General features: G+C 68.5%; 17 protein-coding genes. 14 read left to right on the forward strand and 3 right to left on the reverse strand.

Annotation, left to right across the window (positions count from 1 at the left end; translation table 11 throughout):
• Positions 1-19 precede the first annotated feature (19 nt).
• The 5 genes from JK358_RS23700 to JK358_RS23720 are packed head-to-tail and all read left to right on the forward strand — an operon-like array spanning position 20 to position 4799.
• Positions 20-1087 carry an acyl-CoA dehydrogenase family protein gene (locus JK358_RS23700; protein WP_201950619.1) on the forward strand — a complete coding sequence of 356 codons (1068 nt, stop codon included), beginning with the start codon at positions 20-22 and terminating at the stop codon, positions 1085-1087.
• Positions 1072-2241: an acyl-CoA dehydrogenase family protein gene (locus JK358_RS23705; protein WP_201950622.1), complete on the forward strand. Its 1170-nt coding sequence runs from the start codon at positions 1072-1074 to the stop codon at positions 2239-2241. The genes JK358_RS23700 and JK358_RS23705 overlap by 16 nt, the downstream gene beginning before the upstream one ends.
• Positions 2242-2299: 58 nt before the next feature.
• Positions 2300-3211: a bifunctional MaoC family dehydratase N-terminal/OB-fold nucleic acid binding domain-containing protein gene (locus tag JK358_RS23710; RefSeq protein WP_201951424.1), complete on the forward strand. Its 912-nt coding sequence runs from the start codon at positions 2300-2302 to the stop codon at positions 3209-3211.
• A complete protein-coding gene (locus tag JK358_RS23715) occupies positions 3208-3627 on the forward strand; it encodes a MaoC family dehydratase (protein WP_201950625.1) in 420 nt (139 codons plus the stop codon). The genes JK358_RS23710 and JK358_RS23715 overlap by 4 nt, the downstream gene beginning before the upstream one ends.
• The gene (locus tag JK358_RS23720; RefSeq protein WP_201950629.1) at positions 3624-4799 is read left to right on the forward strand and encodes a lipid-transfer protein; all 1176 of its coding nucleotides are present in this window, start codon (positions 3624-3626) and stop codon (positions 4797-4799) included. Before JK358_RS23715 ends, JK358_RS23720 begins: the two co-directional genes overlap by 4 nt.
• Before the next feature lie 20 nt (positions 4800-4819).
• Here the strand turns inward: JK358_RS23720 and JK358_RS23725 are convergent, their stop codons facing one another.
• Both JK358_RS23725 and JK358_RS40420 read right to left on the reverse strand, forming a co-directional pair.
• Positions 4820-5254, reverse strand: a complete 435-nt coding sequence (locus tag JK358_RS23725) for a PIN domain-containing protein (protein ID WP_307817697.1) — start codon at positions 5252-5254, stop codon at positions 4820-4822.
• Complete coding sequence (locus JK358_RS40420; protein ID WP_201950632.1) at positions 5251-5460, reverse strand: type II toxin-antitoxin system VapB family antitoxin; 210 nt, start codon at positions 5458-5460, stop codon at positions 5251-5253. The genes JK358_RS23725 and JK358_RS40420 overlap by 4 nt, the downstream gene beginning before the upstream one ends.
• Positions 5461-5585: 125 nt before the next feature.
• Here JK358_RS40420 and JK358_RS23735 point away from each other — a divergent pair, with 125 nt between their 5' ends.
• Positions 5586-5903: a hypothetical protein gene (locus JK358_RS23735; RefSeq protein WP_372440707.1), complete on the forward strand. Its 318-nt coding sequence runs from the start codon at positions 5586-5588 to the stop codon at positions 5901-5903.
• Here JK358_RS23735 and JK358_RS23740 read toward each other — a convergent pair.
• Positions 5887-6477, reverse strand: coding sequence for a TetR/AcrR family transcriptional regulator (locus JK358_RS23740; RefSeq protein WP_201950635.1), 591 nt, complete (start codon positions 6475-6477; stop codon positions 5887-5889). The two genes, JK358_RS23735 and JK358_RS23740, sit on opposite strands and share 17 nt — an antisense overlap.
• A 78-nt stretch (positions 6478-6555) precedes the next feature.
• Between JK358_RS23740 and zapE the strand changes: the two genes are divergently transcribed.
• The 8 genes from zapE to JK358_RS23780 all read left to right on the forward strand — a co-directional run bounded on the left by zapE (position 6556) and on the right by JK358_RS23780 (position 15029).
• The gene (gene zapE, locus JK358_RS23745; protein WP_201950641.1) at positions 6556-7545 is read left to right on the forward strand and encodes a cell division protein ZapE; all 990 of its coding nucleotides are present in this window, start codon (positions 6556-6558) and stop codon (positions 7543-7545) included.
• A 187-nt stretch (positions 7546-7732) separates the two neighbouring features.
• Entirely contained in the window at positions 7733-8926 is a 1194-nt protein-coding gene (locus JK358_RS23750) for a glycosyltransferase family 4 protein (RefSeq protein ID WP_201950643.1), read from the forward strand.
• A gap of 2 nt (positions 8927-8928) precedes the next feature.
• Complete coding sequence (locus JK358_RS23755) at positions 8929-10386, forward strand: UDP-glucose dehydrogenase family protein (protein ID WP_232851828.1); 1458 nt, start codon at positions 8929-8931, stop codon at positions 10384-10386.
• 353 nt (positions 10387-10739) lie between these two features.
• A complete protein-coding gene (locus JK358_RS23760) occupies positions 10740-11684 on the forward strand; it encodes a DUF4129 domain-containing protein (RefSeq protein WP_307817698.1) in 945 nt (314 codons plus the stop codon).
• Positions 11685-11733: 49 nt separating this feature from the next.
• Positions 11734-12234 carry a hypothetical protein gene (locus JK358_RS23765; RefSeq protein ID WP_201950647.1) on the forward strand — a complete coding sequence of 167 codons (501 nt, stop codon included), beginning with the start codon at positions 11734-11736 and terminating at the stop codon, positions 12232-12234.
• Between the two features lie 25 nt (positions 12235-12259).
• The gene (locus JK358_RS23770; protein ID WP_201950648.1) at positions 12260-13222 is read left to right on the forward strand and encodes an AAA family ATPase; all 963 of its coding nucleotides are present in this window, start codon (positions 12260-12262) and stop codon (positions 13220-13222) included.
• 80 nt (positions 13223-13302) lie between these two features.
• The gene (locus JK358_RS23775) at positions 13303-14577 is read left to right on the forward strand and encodes a DUF58 domain-containing protein (protein WP_201950650.1); all 1275 of its coding nucleotides are present in this window, start codon (positions 13303-13305) and stop codon (positions 14575-14577) included.
• A complete protein-coding gene (locus JK358_RS23780) occupies positions 14574-15029 on the forward strand; it encodes a hypothetical protein (protein ID WP_201950653.1) in 456 nt (151 codons plus the stop codon). Before JK358_RS23775 ends, JK358_RS23780 begins: the two co-directional genes overlap by 4 nt.
• Positions 15030-15149 lie beyond the last annotated feature (120 nt).

Below are 15149 nucleotides of genomic sequence, written 5' to 3' on the forward strand. Positions count from 1 at the left end.
CTTCAACCGGGAGCATGGAATGGACTTCACCAGGGACGAGAGCCAAGACGCTGTCGCCGAGGTTGTCGTAAGTTTGCTGGAACGCGAAAGTGCGCGCGATATCGCACTGTGGCCGGTAATCGCGGAGAGCGGTCTGCTGGCCGTGCCGCTGCCCGAGCGCTTCGGCGGCGACGATATGGGCCTGGCCGAGGTGTCGGCCATGCTCACCGAGCTGGCCACCGACGCCGTGCAGACCCCGGCGCTGAGCACGCTCGGCTTCGGCGTGCTGCCGCTGCTGGCCATCGGCGTGCCGGATGCCGTGGCGGAGAAGGTGTTTCCCGCCGTCGCGGAGGGCGCGGTGCTGACCGCCGCCCTGCACGAGACGGGCTCCCCGTTCACCGTGAAGCCGGACACCGTGGCCGTCGCCGACGGCGCGACCGTGCGAGTCACCGGTCACAAGATCGCCGTGCCGTACGCGGACACCGCGCGCTGGATCCTGGTGCCCACCGATCAGGGCATCGCGATCGTGGACGGTGAGGCCCCCGGCATCACCCGCACCGCGAGCCCGAGTTCCGATGGCGTGCCGGAGTTCTCGCTCCAGTTCGACCAGGTGCAGATCCCGGCCGAGCAGCTGCTGCCGGACGGCCTGGCCGACCTGCACCGCTACGCGCTGGCCTCGATCGGCTCGGTGGCGGACGGTCTGCTCAAGGGCGTGATCGCGCTGACCGCCGAGCATGTCCGCACCCGTCAGCAGTTCGGCCGCCCGCTGGCCGAATTCCAGGCGGTGGCCCAGCAGATCGCCGACGTCTACGTGGTCTCGCGTACCCTGCACGCGGCCGCGCTGTCGGCCAACTGGGCGCTCGCGCAAGAGGATCCGACCGCCGAGCACCGCGAGCGCACCGACGACGACCTGGACGTGCTCGCCTACACCGTCGCCTCCGAGCTACCCGCGGCCCTGCAGAAGTGTCATCACCTGCACGGCGGCATCGGCGTGGACGTCACGCATCCGCTGCACCGCTACTACTCACAGGCCAAGGACATCGCCCGCTGGCTGGGCGGCGAATCGTTTCGGCTGGACCGACTTGGAGCAAGATGTTCATCGACCTAACCCCTGAGCAGAAGCAACTCCGGGACGAATTGCGTTCGTACTTCACCGGTCTCGTGACTCCCGAAGAGGAGGCCGAGATGCTGGTGAACCGCCACGGCGACGCCTATCGCGCGGTGGTGAAGCGGATGGGCTCCGACGGCTGGCTCGGCGTGGGCTGGCCCAAGGAGTACGGCGGCCAGGGCTTCGGGCCGGTCGAACAGCAGATCTTCTACAACGAGGCCGTCCGCGCGGATGTGCCGGTGCCGCTGGTCACGCTGCTGACCGTCGGCCCGGCCCTGCAGTCCTTCGGCACCGACGAGCAGAAGCAGAAGTTCCTGCCCGGAATCCTTACCGGCGACGTGCATTTCGCCATCGGCTACTCCGAGCCGGAGGCCGGCACCGACCTCGCGGCCCTGCGCACCAGCGCGGTCAAGGACGCGAACGGCGACTGGATCGTCAACGGGCAGAAGATCTTCACCACGGGCGCGCACGAGGCCGACTTCGTCTGGCTGGCCGTGCGCACCGGCACGGTGGAGTCGCGGCACCGCGGCATCACGATCCTCATCGTCGACACCACCGATCCGGGCTACTCCTGGACCCCGATCATCACCGCCGACGGCGCGCACCACACCAACGCCACCTACTTCGACAATGTCCGCGTCCCCGCGAACATGATCGTCGGCGAGGAGAACGGCGGCTGGAAGCTCATCACCACCCAGCTCAATCACGAGCGGGTGAGCCTGGGCCCGTCCGGCAAGATCGACCAGCTCTACCACCGCGTGCGCGACTGGGCGCAGCGCCAGGGCGTGCTCGGCGAGGCCGACGTGCGCCGCTCGCTGGGCCGCCTGCACGCCATGGTGCGGTTGAACGAACTGCTGAACTGGCAGGTGGCCTCCAATATGGAGCGCCCCGACGCGGCCCCGGCCGATGTCATCGCCGATGCCTCCGCCACCAAGGTGTACTCCACCGAGGCGCTGCAGGAGGCCGGTCGCCTGGCCGAGGAGATCGTGGGCCGCTTCGGCGATCCCGCCTCGCCCGAGACCGCGGAACTGCTGGTCTGGCTGGACAAGCGCACCAAGCAGAACCTGGTGGTCACCTTCGGCGGCGGCGTGAACGAAGTCATGCGTGAGCTGATCGCCCAGATGGGTCTCAGCCTGCCGCGCGTCCCCAGATAGGAGTGTCCTTGTGACGCAGAGCTATACGGCCGATGACATCCGCGCCGCCGTCGAGAAGATGAAGGCGGCGGGGGAGTCCGCGCCGCGGGCGGGACGCGATCCGGTCAACCAGCCCATGATCAACAACTGGGTCGAGGCCCTCGGCGACGCCAACCCCATCTATGTGGACGAGGCCGCGGCGCAGGCGGCCGGGCACCCCGGCGTCGTCGCGCCGCCCGCCATGGCGCAGGTGTGGACCATGCTGGGGCTGGGCGGTGTGCGCGCCGACGACGATCCGATGACGCTGACCAACCAGCTGTTCGACGACGCCGGGTTCACCTCCGTGGTCGCCACCAACTGCGAGCAGACCTACCACCGCTACCTGCAGATCGGTGAGCAGGTGACGGTGCGCTCCAGCATCGAGGAACTGGTGGGGCCCAAGAAGACCGGGCTCGGCGAGGGCTGGTTCACCACCTACCGCACCAACTGGTACGTGGGTGAAGAGCTGGTCACCGAAATGCTGTTCCGCATGCTGAAGTTCGCGCCCGGCACCGGTGCGCAGCAGGCCGCGCCGGACACCGCGAAGTCTGAGGATCTCGCCAAGCGCGTTCGCCCCACAGTTTCCCGGGACACTGACTTCTTCTGGGAGGGAACGAAACTCGGCGAGCTCCGCATTCAGCGTATGCCAGACGGGACGTTGCGGCATCCTCCCGTGCCCGCGCTGTGGAAGGACCACACCGAGCAGAGCGACTATGTCGTGGCCTCCGGTCGCGGCACCGTCTTCAGCTTCGTCGTGCACCACGCGCCGAAGGTGCCGGGCCGGCAACTGCCGTATGTGGTGGCCCTGGTCGAGCTCGAGGAAGGCGTCCGCATGCTCGGTGAGCTGCGTGGCATCGACCCGTCCGAGGTCGAGGTCGGGCTCTCCGTGGAGGCCGGTTTCGAGGCCATCGACGACGACAACACCGTGCCCTATTGGAAGGCCATCCGATGACCGCCACCGTCGAGCCGGCCGCTGTGCAGGTCGGAACAGTCTTGCCCGAGTTGGTGATTCACGCCGACACCACCTTCGTGGTCAGCTCGGCGCTGGCGACCCGCGACTTCCAGGACGTGCACCACGATCCGGCGAAGGCCGTGGAGCGCGGCTCCAAGACCATCTTCGTCAATATCCTCACCGACACCGGTCTGGTGCAGCGCTTCGTCACCGACTGGGCGGGCCCCCGCGCCATCGTGAAGAAGATCGCGCTGCGCCTGGGCGTGCCGCTCTACGCCGGTGACACCCTGACGCTGTCGGGCACGGTGTCGGCCATCGACGGCGAGGACATCACCATCGACGTGGTCGGCCGGGACAGCCTCGGCGACCACATCACGGCGAAAGCCGTCATCTCCCTGCAGGAGGCACGCCCGTGAAGGGTCTGAGCGGGCGCGCGGCCATCGTCGGCATCGGCGCCACCGATTTCTCCAAGGACTCCGGCCGCAGCGAATTGCGTTTGGCCGCAGAGGCGGTCACCGCCGCCATCGCGGACGCGGGCCTGACTCCGGCCGACGTGGACGGCCTGACGACCTTCACCATGGACACCAACACGCAGGCCGCCGTGGCCCGCGCCTCCGGTATCCCGAGCCTGAAGTTCTTCAGCAACATCCCCTTCGGCGGCGGCGCGGCCGCGGCCACGGTGCAGCAGGCCGCCATGGCCGTGGCGACCGGCATCGCGGATGTCGTTGTGGCATACCGGGCATTCAACGAGCGCTCCGGAAACCGCTTCGGCCAGTTCGCAACCCACCTCGCCACCGGCAACCCGAGCTCCTCGGGCGTCGACAACGCCTTCTCCTACACCCACGGCCTCGGCACCCCCGCCGCCCAGGTCGCCATGGTCGCCCGCCGCTACATGCACGTATACGGCGCGCGCAGTGAGGATTTCGGTCGCATCGCGGTAGCCGACCGCAAACACGCCGCGGTGAACCCGGCCGCCCACTTCTACGGCAAGCCCATCACCCTGGAAGACCACCAGTCCTCCCGCTGGATCGCTGAACCCCTGCATCTGCTCGACTGCTGCCAGGAAACCGACGGCGGCGTCGCCATCGTGGTGACGAGTGCCGAACGCGCCAGGGACCTCCCCAACAAGCCCGCCGTAATCGTCGGCGCCGCACAGGGTTCCGGCGCCGACCAGTACGTCATGACCAGCTACTACCGCGACGCCATGACCGGCCTCCCGGAAATGCGCCTGGTCGGCGAGCAGCTCTGGGCGCAGAGCGGCCTGGGCCCGCAGGACATGCAGGCCGCCATCCTCTACGACCACTTCACCCCGTTCGTGCTCATGCAGCTGGAAGAACTGGGCTTCTGCGGTCGAGGCGAAGCCAAGGACTTCATCAAGGACGGCGCCATCGAACTAGGCGGCAAACTCCCCCTCAACACGCACGGCGGCCAACTCGGCGAGGCCTACATCCACGGCATGAACGGCATAGCCGAAGGCGTCCGCCAAATCCGCGGCACCTCCGTCAACCAGGTCGAAAACCTGCAACACATCCTGGTCACAGCCGGAACCGGCGTCCCCACCTCGGGCCTGGTACTCAGCGCCAACTGAGGTCGTCCCCGCGGGCATTGTCAGTCGATACTGCCCTGCGGGGCGACCCAGATATGCGGTTGCCGCGTCACGGTCGCGATGTGCTCGAAGTCGGCGTCGTAGTGGACCAGGACCGCGCCGTGGAATTCGGCGACGGCCGCGGTCATGAGGTCGATGATTCCCGCTGCCCGGTGCAGGCCCTGGCGTGCCATCAGCAGTTGGACTTCGCGTGCGCGGTCGGCGATGGACTCGTTGATCGGCAGGTTCACGTACAGAGATCGGCGACGCTGGGCGATGTTCTGGACATCGGCGAGGCTGCGGCCGGAGTATCCGGCTTCGAGATCGACTGTCACACAGGTGGCGGCTGCTCGATCGGCGATCAACCCGGTGAGCACATTTCGCACCGCTTCGTGTCGCACCCGCGCGGCGGCCGACGTATCGATGAGGTGCAGGCGGAGTGGGGTCGGGTCGGTCACCGCCGGGCCTTGGTCATGACTTCCGGATCATCGATATCCGGCCCGAGCCCGATGCCGTAGGGATCGTTGAGGATTTGTTCGATGCGGCGTCGCCGCTGGGCGACGAACTCCAGCGCCGCGTTGACCGTGTCCTTCTTGGTCGTCGTGCCGAGCTCCTTGGCAGCCAGGGCGAGGGCCTCGTCGTTCAGGTCGATCATCGTCTTCATATGTCTCACGATATGTCTCCAGATATATGTCCAGCAATATCATCAGGCATTCGGAACGGTCCAGAGTCCGGACGGGTTTCGGTTTCCGGCTCGGTCTTCGGGCGTAGATTGGGCAGGATCTCGATGTGAGGAAGGGGGTCGGGGCGATGTTGCAGGATCGGCTGAGCGAGCTCACGGCTGCGCACAGGGCTCTGGTCTACGGTGAGCCGTATGAGACCTCCGATGGGTCGACGGTCATCACGGTGACGGGCGGGCTCTTCCATCCGCGGCCGCTGGGTGTCTTCGTGGTGCACGGTGGTGAGGTGAAATGGGAAGCGGCGGTGGATGATACGCGGATCGCGTTGCTCGGTATCCTGACCGGGCTCATCGCGGCCGCGTTCGCTACCGCGGCGGTGTTCAAGCGGCCGCCGTGGCCGGATCTGCGGATCACTCAGCGGCTTTGAGCTGAACTGTCAGTGCGCTCGCCAGTTGATCGACGCTGGCGGGCGTTCCCGGTGCGAGGGTGGTGCGGTAGCCGGCGAAGCGGTCGAAGACCAGGCCCTCCAGCACTGCGATGAAATCGGCTGCGGCCGTGTCCGGTTCGTCTGCGCCCAGGAGGGCGAAGAGTCCGGTGGCGCGCTCGTGTGAGAACAGGCAGCCGACGAGTTTCGCGTGCAGTTCCGGATCTCCGAGCAGATCGATGATGAGCGCGTGTCGCGCGATCAGATGGTTGCGGCGGCGCGTCAATAGCTGATCCAGCCACGCGGCGATGCCCTGTGCGAGGCCCTCGGGGTCGACGGTCGCGGGCATTTCGAGGTTTCCGGCGGTGAAATCCGTGCGTGAGCGGGTGGCGATGCGGTCGACCACGGCCTCGACGAGGGCGCGTTTGGTGCGGAAGTAGTACGAGGCCGAGCCGGGCGGCAATTCCAGGACGGTGTCCAGTGCGCGGTGTGTGAGGGACCGAAGTCCTTGGGTCGCAATCAGATCGATGGCGCTGTCGACGATCAGGGTGCGCCGGTCGGGTGTGGAGGTGGTCACTTCGGGTTCCTTACGTCGGCTCGATCCTCTACAACTATAGAGGAAGCTCTACGGATGTAGAGGACGAAGGAGGCTCCGATGGAAACCCGCGACGTGGTGCTGGACGCGGATCAGCGGATCGCGGCGGACCGGTTGGCCGCCATCGCGGCGCGGGTCGGGAAGCGCTGGCATCGTCCACGTGGGCTGTACCTCTGGGGCGGGCCCGGACGCGGCAAGACCATGCTGATGGATCGCTTCTATGCCGCCGTCGCGTCGAAGCACAAGCGCCGCTTCCATTTCCACAGCTTCTTCGCCCAGCTGAACGCGGCCATCCACGAGTACGGCACCCTCGACAAGGCGGCGGACTCCCTGCTGGGCGGCGTCGATCTGGTCTGCTTCGACGAGTTCCACGTGCACGACTCGGGTGACGCCCGGCTGGTCTCCCGGCTGCTGGACCATCTCTTCGCGCGGCACATCACGCTGGTGGTCACCTCCAACTACCCGCCCGCCGACCTGCTGCCGAATCCGCTGTTCCACCCCATGTTCGAGCCGACCATCGACCGCATCCTGGAGCACCTGGACGTGCTCTCGGTGAACGGCCCGCAGGACTACCGCCGTCTCGGCGGCAAGCACACCGGTTTCGCGGCGGGGGAGTACGTGGTCGGCGCGTGCCCGGTGACCGGCTCCGCGCAGGTGCCCGTCGCCCACCGGCTGCTGAACGCCCGGGTGGCCGAGAACGGTTCGCTCACGGTCGATTTCGCGGAGCTCTGCGGAATTCCGGTGTCGGCGGCCGATTTCCTGGAGCTCGCGCGCACCTACACCCGTTGGACGGTCTGCGAGGTGCCCGCACTGTCCGATGTCCCCGCGGACTGGGTGATGCGCTTCGTGAATCTGGTGGACGTCCTCTACGACACGGATCATCCGCTGTCGCTCTACGCTGCGGTTCCGCTGGCGTGCCTGGCCGGCCGAATTGCTTACGTTCCAGATCTGTACCGAGCCATCAGCCGCCTGTCCGAGCTCACCCCCGCACAGCTGCCCCGATTCATCGGTGGTGCCTCAGGTTCGCGGCCCGCCTCGATTCTGGACTGACGGAGCGGGGGAGCGAAGCGGAGGAGCGGAGGAGGGAAGAATCGAGGTAACAGGGCCGCGAACACGCCGGAGCGAAGCGGAGGCAAATTAAACACAGCTTCATGTGCCGTCTACGCGCACGGGGTTCGGTGTTGCTACCCACTCCTTAACGTGCAGTCAGGAGGCAGCACCGAACCGGAGGGGACCGATGCGAATCCGCGATCAGGTAAGAGGTCCCGCACCGCGGCGGCCGAGCCACCCTGGCGCCCGGCTACGAGTGCTGGTCGTCGCCGAGAGCTTTCTTCCCCAGGTGAACGGCGTCACCAACTCCGTACGCCGGGTACTGGATCATCTGGCGGCCAAGGGACACGAAGCCGTCCTGATGGCTCCCACCGGGCCCGCCAAGTACGCCGGATTCCATGTGCACGTGGTGCGCGGAGCCCGGCTCCCGTTCTACCGTGACTTCCGCATCGGCCTGGAGACCCGCCGCAGACTGCGCGGGATCATGCGCGAATTCCAGCCCGACGTCGTGCATATCGCCTCGCCCGCCACCCTGGGCTATCAGGCCGCACGGGTGGCGGCGGAGCTGGACGTGCCGACCGTGGCCATCTACCAGACCGATCTGGTGGGTTTCGCCGAACGCTACGACCTGCCGGCCGGCGTCCGCGCCATGGCCGCGCTCACCCGGCGTATCCACCTGCAGGTGGACCGCACCCTGGCGCCCTCGACCGCGAGCCTGCGCCAGCTGGAGCTGATGGGCATTCCGGGACTGTCCCGCTGGCCGCGCGGTGTCGATCTGCAGCAGTTCGATCCGGCCCGCCGCTCGGAAGCCCTGCGCGCCCGGCTCGCACCCCACGGTGAGCTGCTGGTCGGCTATATCGGCCGCCTCGCACCGGAGAAGGAACTCGAACTGCTCGCGCACCTGCGCACCGTCGGCGGCATCCGCCTGGTGATCGTGGGCGGCGGCCCGGAGGAGAAGCGCCTGCGCAAACTCCTGCCGGACGCGGCCTTCCTGGGCGTGCTGCACGGCGACGAACTGGCCGCCGCGTACGCCTCCCTGGACGTCTTCGTGCACACCGGCCGCCACGAAACCTATTGCCAGGCAGCGCAGGAGGCGCTCGCCTCCGGCGTCCCGGTGGTGGCTCCGGCGTCGGGCGGCCCGATCGACGTGGTCACCCCGGGCACCGGCTTCCTCTACCCGCCCGGTGACGCCGACGCCATGGTGAACCTGGTGCGGCGTCTGGTCTCCGATCCCGCACTGCGCGCCAAGACGGCCGATGCCGCCCATCGCAGCGTGCAGGACCGCTCCTGGGACGCGGTCAACAACCTGCTGATCCGCCACTACCGCGACGTGATCGCCGAGCGCCGCTCCGACGGCCGGCTCACCAAGGAGGCATCCTGATGCTGCGAATTTCCGTGATAGGCACCGGATATCTGGGCGCCACGCATGCCGCGGGCATGGCCGAACTCGGTTTCGAGGTGCTCGGCGTCGACAACGATCCGGCCAAGGCCGCCGCGCTGGCCGCGGGCCGGGTGCCGTTCCACGAGCCCGAGCTGCCCGAACTGCTTGCCGGGCACGTGCACTCGGGGCGGCTGCGGTTCGGCACCTCCCTGGTGGAGGCGGCCCGCTTCGCCGACATCCATTTCCTGTGTGTGGGAACGCCTCCCGGCCGCAACGGCGCGGCGGATCTGTCGCAGCTGTACTCCGCGCTCGAGGGTCTGGTGCCGCATCTGACCCGCAACTGTCTGATCGTCGGCAAGTCGACGGTGCCGGTAGGGACCGCCGAGGCGCTCACCGCCCGCATCGCCGAGCTTGCGCCGCAGGGTATTTCGGTGGATCTGGCATGGAACCCGGAATTCCTGCGCGAGGGTCACGCCGTCTTCGACACCCTGCACCCGAATCGCCTGGTCTTCGGCGTCACCACGCCGGACGCGGAATGGGCGTTGCGCCAGGTGTATTCGACCCCGATCGCGGACGGCTCCCCGGTGGTGGTCACCAACCTGCCCACCGCCGAGCTGATCAAGGTCTCCGCGAACGCCTTTCTGGCGACGAAGATCTCGTTCATCAACGCCATGGCCGAACTGTGCGAGCTCACCGGCGCGGATGTCACCCTGCTGGCCGACGCCCTCGGCCACGACGATCGCATCGGCCGCAAATTCCTCGGCGCCGGACTGGGTTACGGTGGCGGCTGCCTGCCGAAGGACATCCGCGCCCTGATCGCGCGCGCCGGTGAACTGGGCGCGGGCGAGGCGGTCGAATTCCTGCGCGATGTCGACACCGTGAATCAGCGTCGCCGCGAGCGCGTGGTCCGCGACACCCTGAACCTGGTGCGCGCCACCGGAAACGCGCGTCCTCGCGTGGGCATCCTGGGTGCGGCCTTCAAACCGCTCTCCGACGACGTCCGCGACTCTCCGGCCCTGGATGTGGCCAAGCGCCTGCACAGCGCGGGTGTGGAGGTGAGCGTGTACGACCCGGCCGCCACCAATCCGGCGCGCGCGGTCGCCCCGCAGTTGATCTACACGGCCACCGCCGCCGCGGCGCTGCACGAGGCGGATGTGGTCCTGCATCTCACCGAGTGGTCCGAGTTCCGGGACCTGGACCCGGTTTTCCTGCGCACGGTGGCGCGTGGCGGCGTCATCATCGACGCCCGCAACACCCTGGACCCGGAACCGTGGCTCGCCGCGGGCTGGGATTTCCGCGCCTTCGGCCGCCTGGTCGAACGCCGCACCACCCCCTCCCTGGCCTTCCCGCTCCCGGATTCGGTTCCCGTGCAGCCGAATCCCGCGTCCGAGCCGGCGCGGGCACTGGTCACGCCGTCGCCGCTCACCCGGCTGCGTTCGCGCGTCCGCCGGACCGCCTGAATGCGTCGTGCCCGGCCCCTGCCTCGGGTGCCGGGCACGACGTCTCGGGGATCACTCGCACCCAGGGCATGACATTTCATGCCGCGGACGCGGAGCGCCGGCTCCGAACGTCGTGCGGGAGTGCGTCATTGGGGCGCGACCGCGACTGATCCGGGTTCGTCATAGATCCTCACCGCGCGCCGCGCGGGATTGTGCGTGCGCACAGCTGATTCCTGGCACATTCGGTCATGAGCGACAAGCCGCTGATTTATGTGTCATCTGCATGTAACCGGCGTTCGCGATTTTCGTCCCGACGGACCGCTTGGCATGTAACTATGTGCCTGATTTTGCAGAAACTCCGGTTGGGGGTGATCGTGACTGGGGTGGGGACGGTGGTCTCGCGCGCGACCGCATTGCTCGCGCTGCTGATGTTCGCCGTCTTCGCGCTGCGCGGATACATTCCGGGCACCGGCGGTCCACCCGCCCCGCGCACGCCCTCGGCCGTGGCCATCGCCCTCATGCCGGTCCTGCTGCTGGTCTCGATCGTGATCCTGGTGGCAGGCGTGATCAACAGCCAGCATCGGCTGCCGCTGGCCATGCCCGAACCCGACCGGGACGCCGACCGCCGCTCGTGGAAGCTCGGCGGCCTCGGCCTGCTGATCCTCATCGGGCTGGCCGCCGTCGCCTTGGCGCTCACCGCGCTGATCTCGGTGTATCTGGTCGGCCCCGGCAACGAGGAGCGATCGGGAACCGGGGTCGCGACCCAGGCGCCGTCGGAAACCACCGGTGCGCCCGTGCATTCCGTCGAACCGGCGACCGATATCGTCTCGGCCCCCGCCCTCACCGGAACCGCGCTGCTGATCGTGGCGATCGGCGCGACCGTGCTGGTGCTGGTGGCCATGACCGGTCTGGTGGTGGTCGCGGTGAGCTCGACGCGCCGTCCCGCCAAGGCCGCCGGCCTGCTGCCGCCCGCGAAGAAGACCGAGGCGGTCTCACTGGCCAAGGTCGCGGAGATGGGCCTGGCGGCCATGATCGCGCCCGGCCAGGACCCGCGCACCGCCATCATCGCCTGTTACGTGGCCATGGAGAGCGGTCTGGCCCAGGCCCGTGAGGTCGCGCCGCTGGTCTCCGACACCCCGTCGGAGGTGCTGGCCCGCGCCTTCGATCGCGGCTTCCTGCACGATGCCTCGGCGCGGGAACTGGTGGCGCTGTTCGAGGAGGCGCGGTTCAGCCCGCACTCCATGCTGGAGTGGCAGCGGATGCGGGCCGAGCAGCTGCTGCGTATCGTATTGGCTGACCTGCAGGGGGTCGCGGCATGAAAGATGTTGTCGCAGTGCGGGTCCCGGGCAATCGAACGGGGGTTCGGCGATGAACCGGCTGGTGATCGTGATCGGCGCGGTGCTGCTGGTCGGGGCGGCGGAACTCGTCGTCCTGGACAAGGCCCGCGAATCACTGCTCGTGGTGGCGGGTATCCCGGTGGCGGGTGCGCTCGTCCTGCTGATCTGGTCGCTGCTGGAACGTGCCCGCCGCCTGCAGAGGGAACCGGAGGACAACGAAATCGACAACGGGCCGGCGGAGATGCTGCACCGCTGGCAGGCGCGGGCCACCATGCTCGCCGACCGCGCCGACGGCACCCGCGCCGACTGGGACCGGCATCTGCGGCCGCTGCTGGCCAAGGAATTCGAGCTCACCAGCGGGCATCGGATGGCCAAGAACCGGCGCGCCACCGAGCAGGCCGGGCAGCTGCTGTTCGGACCGGAACTGTGGCGCTGGGTGGATCCCGCCAATGCGGCGCTGCGTGATCAGTCGAATCCGGCGCCGGGGCGACCCGCGCTGGACGAGATCCTGCGCCGCCTCCAGAACATGTGAAACGGGTTGAGATGCGAGAAATGACATGACATCACCGATGGATGTGACCATCAAGCGCACCGAGGCCGTGCTGCGGGAAATGTCGCGGGTCGTGGTCGGCAAGCGGGACGAACTGCAGCTGATCATGATCGCCGTGCTGTCCGGCGGGCACATCCTCATCGAGGATCTGCCCGGACTGGGCAAGACCCTCATCGCGCGCTCGTTCGCGTCGGCCCTCGGCCTGAACTTCACCCGCGTGCAGTTCACGCCGGATCTGCTGCCCGCGGACCTGATCGGCTCCACCATCTACGACATGCATTCGGGCCGTTTCAGTTTCCGCCGCGGCCCGGTGTTCACGAATATGCTGCTGGCCGACGAGGTCAACCGCACCCCGCCCAAGACGCAGGCCGCCCTGCTGGAGGCCATGGCCGAGGGCCAGGTCTCCATCGACGGTGAAACCTTCCTGCTGCCACAGCCTTTCGTGGTCATGGCCACCGACAACCCGATCGAGTACGAGGGCACCTACCCGCTGCCCGAAGCCCAGCTCGACCGCTTCGCCCTCCAACTGCGCCTCGGCTACCTCTCCGAACAGGACGAGATGCAGATGATCCGCCGCCGCCTGGAACGCGGCGCGCAGACCCCGCAGGTGGGCCAGGTGGTCGACGCCGACGGTCTGCTCGAGATGCGCCAGACCGTCGAATACGTGACCGTGCACCCCGACGTCGTCGGCTACGTGGTCTCCCTCGCCGCCGCCACCCGCAACCACCCCCAGGTCGAAGTCGGCGCCTCCCCCCGAGCCGAACTCGACCTCGTCCAAATGGCCCGCGCCCGAGCCCTTCTCAACGCCCGCGACTACGTGGTCCCCGAGGACGTGAAGGCGCTCGCCATCCCCGCCATGGCCCACCGCATCACCCTGCGCCCCGAAATGTGGGTCCGCCGCATCCGCGGCGAGGACGTCATAGCCGAACTCCTGCGCCGCCTCCCCGTCCCGCGCGCCACCCCCGCGTGAGCTGCCCGTGATGCGTTCCGCAATGCGCTCCCCTCGTGGTGCCGGGCTGACGACGGTGTCGCACTCGGAGGTGAGCGCCGATGAAGCATCGTGATGTCAGTGCGGCGGTCGAGGTCGAATTGCGCTGGCGGCCCGCGCCGTTGGTGTTCATGCTGGCCGCGGTGTCCGCGCCCGCGCTGGTGCTGGCGATCATCCTCGGGCAGTGGCAACTGGTGGTGTTCGCCGCGCCGATGATCGGGGTGCTGGCCAGTGCGCCGCTGCAGCAGTCGCGGACGCGGATCCAGGTGGACGGGGCGGGGGTGCTGCGCTGCTTCGAGACCGAGGAGGTGGAGCTGGCCGCCGCGGCGTTCGTGGAATCGGGACATGCGTTGCTGCGCTTGCATTCCGAGCCGATTCACGGCATGGAGGTGCGGGTCGAGGAGGCGGTGGATTCCGGGCCCGCGCCGGCCGGGCTGCGGCAGTCGCTGTCCGCGTCGCGGTGGGGCAGGTATCCGGTGCCGGTGCGGGTGACCGCGTTGAATCCGGCCGGGCTGGCGGTGGCGTCGGCACGCTTGTCGGCGGGGGACGTGTACGTGTACCCGATCGCCGATCCGCAGCGAACCCGGTTGCCGCGCACCGAACTTCCGGAGCGCATCGGCATGCATCTCACGCGCAGGCACGGGCCGGGCGTGGAGTTCGCCGATGTTCGCGCCTACGCGCCCGGTGATCAGCTGCGCACCGTGAACTGGGCGGTGAGCGCCCGGCGCGGGCGGCTCTTCGTGACCGAGCGCTTCACCAACCGTGCGGCGGATGTCGTTGTGCTGGTGGACACTTCGCTGCAGGCTCCCGGCCCGGCCTCGGAATCCCTGGAATTGTCGGTGCGCGGCGCGGCCCAGGTGGCGCAGTCCGCGCTGCAGGCCGGTGACCGCACCGCCGTTGTGTGCCTCGGCAAGTCGCCGCGCTGGCTGCGTCCCGATATCGGCCGCCGCCAGTTCTATCGCATCGTCGACACCGTCCTGGACGTGGGCGACGAGCACATCGCCACCGTCGGCACCCTGGCCCCGCACGCGGCCGTCCCGATCGGCGCGGTCGTGGTGGCCTTCTCCACTCTGCTCGACACCCAATTCGCGCTGTCGCTCATCGATCTGCGCAAGCGCGGGCACGTCGTGGTGGTGGTCGACGTGCTGCGCGGCACGCCGTTCGGGCCGGGGCTGGACCCCACGCTGGCCCGCATGTGGCAGCTGGAACGCAGTTCCATGTATCGCGATATGGGCACCGTCGGCGTGGATATCGTCGCCTGGCCCGAGGACGCCCGCCTGGATCAGGTCATGCGCCTGCTGCCCGAACACCGCCGTACGGTCCGGGTGCGCCGATGACCCGATTCCTGGCCGTCCTGTCCGGCCTGCTGCTGGCCTTCGCCGTCACCCTCGTCGAACCGTGGCCCGCGCTGCCCGCCCTGATCCTGGTGATGGCGGGCTGGCGGTGGCGGGTGTGTGCCGTCGGCGCGGTGCTGGTGGCCCTCGGCACGCTCGCCTTCGCCGATACGGGCGCACTGGTCGCGGGGTCGATCGGCCTGGTAGCGACCACATATCTGCTGAATACGGCCACCGTCTCGGCCCCGGTCGGCGTGGTCCCCACCACGATCCCGTCGGTGGGCGGGGCACTGGTCTTCACGGTGGCCGCCGGCGTCGCGACGCTGCTGCCGACCGGACTGGCGTGGATCCCCGTCGCCGCCCCGATCGCGGTGATCTTGCTGTACGCCTTGGTGATCCGGGGCCTGGCCGACGACCGGCCCGCCGCGCCGGTGGCCCCCGCCCCGCCCGAATGACGTGTCATCCTGGCCGTTATCCGGCGCGGGTGGCCCGATTTCGGCGGACATTCCGACATTTCAGGCGAATTCCGGCCAGGGGTGTGCAAATCGCCGGATAATTCGGTGTCGATCGTCCGG

The organism is Nocardia acididurans, from assembly GCF_016741815.1.
Taxonomy (GTDB): Bacteria; Actinomycetota; Actinomycetes; order Mycobacteriales; family Mycobacteriaceae; genus Nocardia; species Nocardia acididurans.

Excerpts from the sequence above, each read along its gene's own strand:
- JK358_RS23770 (WP_201950648.1), top strand. The coding sequence starts at position 12,260 with ATGACATCACCGATGGATGTGACCATCAAGCGCACCGAGGCCGTGCTG.
- JK358_RS23750 (WP_201950643.1), top strand. The coding sequence starts at position 7,733 with ATGCGAATCCGCGATCAGGTAAGAGGTCCCGCACCGCGGCGGCCGAGC.
- zapE (WP_201950641.1), top strand. The coding sequence starts at position 6,556 with ATGGAAACCCGCGACGTGGTGCTGGACGCGGATCAGCGGATCGCGGCG.
- JK358_RS23715 (WP_201950625.1), top strand. The coding sequence starts at position 3,208 with ATGACCGCCACCGTCGAGCCGGCCGCTGTGCAGGTCGGAACAGTCTTG.
- JK358_RS23765 (WP_201950647.1), top strand. The coding sequence starts at position 11,734 with ATGAACCGGCTGGTGATCGTGATCGGCGCGGTGCTGCTGGTCGGGGCG.
- JK358_RS23705 (WP_201950622.1), top strand. The coding sequence starts at position 1,072 with ATGTTCATCGACCTAACCCCTGAGCAGAAGCAACTCCGGGACGAATTG.
- JK358_RS23710 (WP_201951424.1), top strand. The coding sequence starts at position 2,300 with ATGAAGGCGGCGGGGGAGTCCGCGCCGCGGGCGGGACGCGATCCGGTC.
- JK358_RS23700 (WP_201950619.1), top strand. The coding sequence starts at position 20 with ATGGACTTCACCAGGGACGAGAGCCAAGACGCTGTCGCCGAGGTTGTC.
- JK358_RS23775 (WP_201950650.1), top strand. The coding sequence starts at position 13,303 with ATGAAGCATCGTGATGTCAGTGCGGCGGTCGAGGTCGAATTGCGCTGG.
- JK358_RS23780 (WP_201950653.1), top strand. The coding sequence starts at position 14,574 with ATGACCCGATTCCTGGCCGTCCTGTCCGGCCTGCTGCTGGCCTTCGCC.
- JK358_RS40420 (WP_201950632.1), bottom strand. The coding sequence starts at position 5,460 with ATGAAGACGATGATCGACCTGAACGACGAGGCCCTCGCCCTGGCTGCC.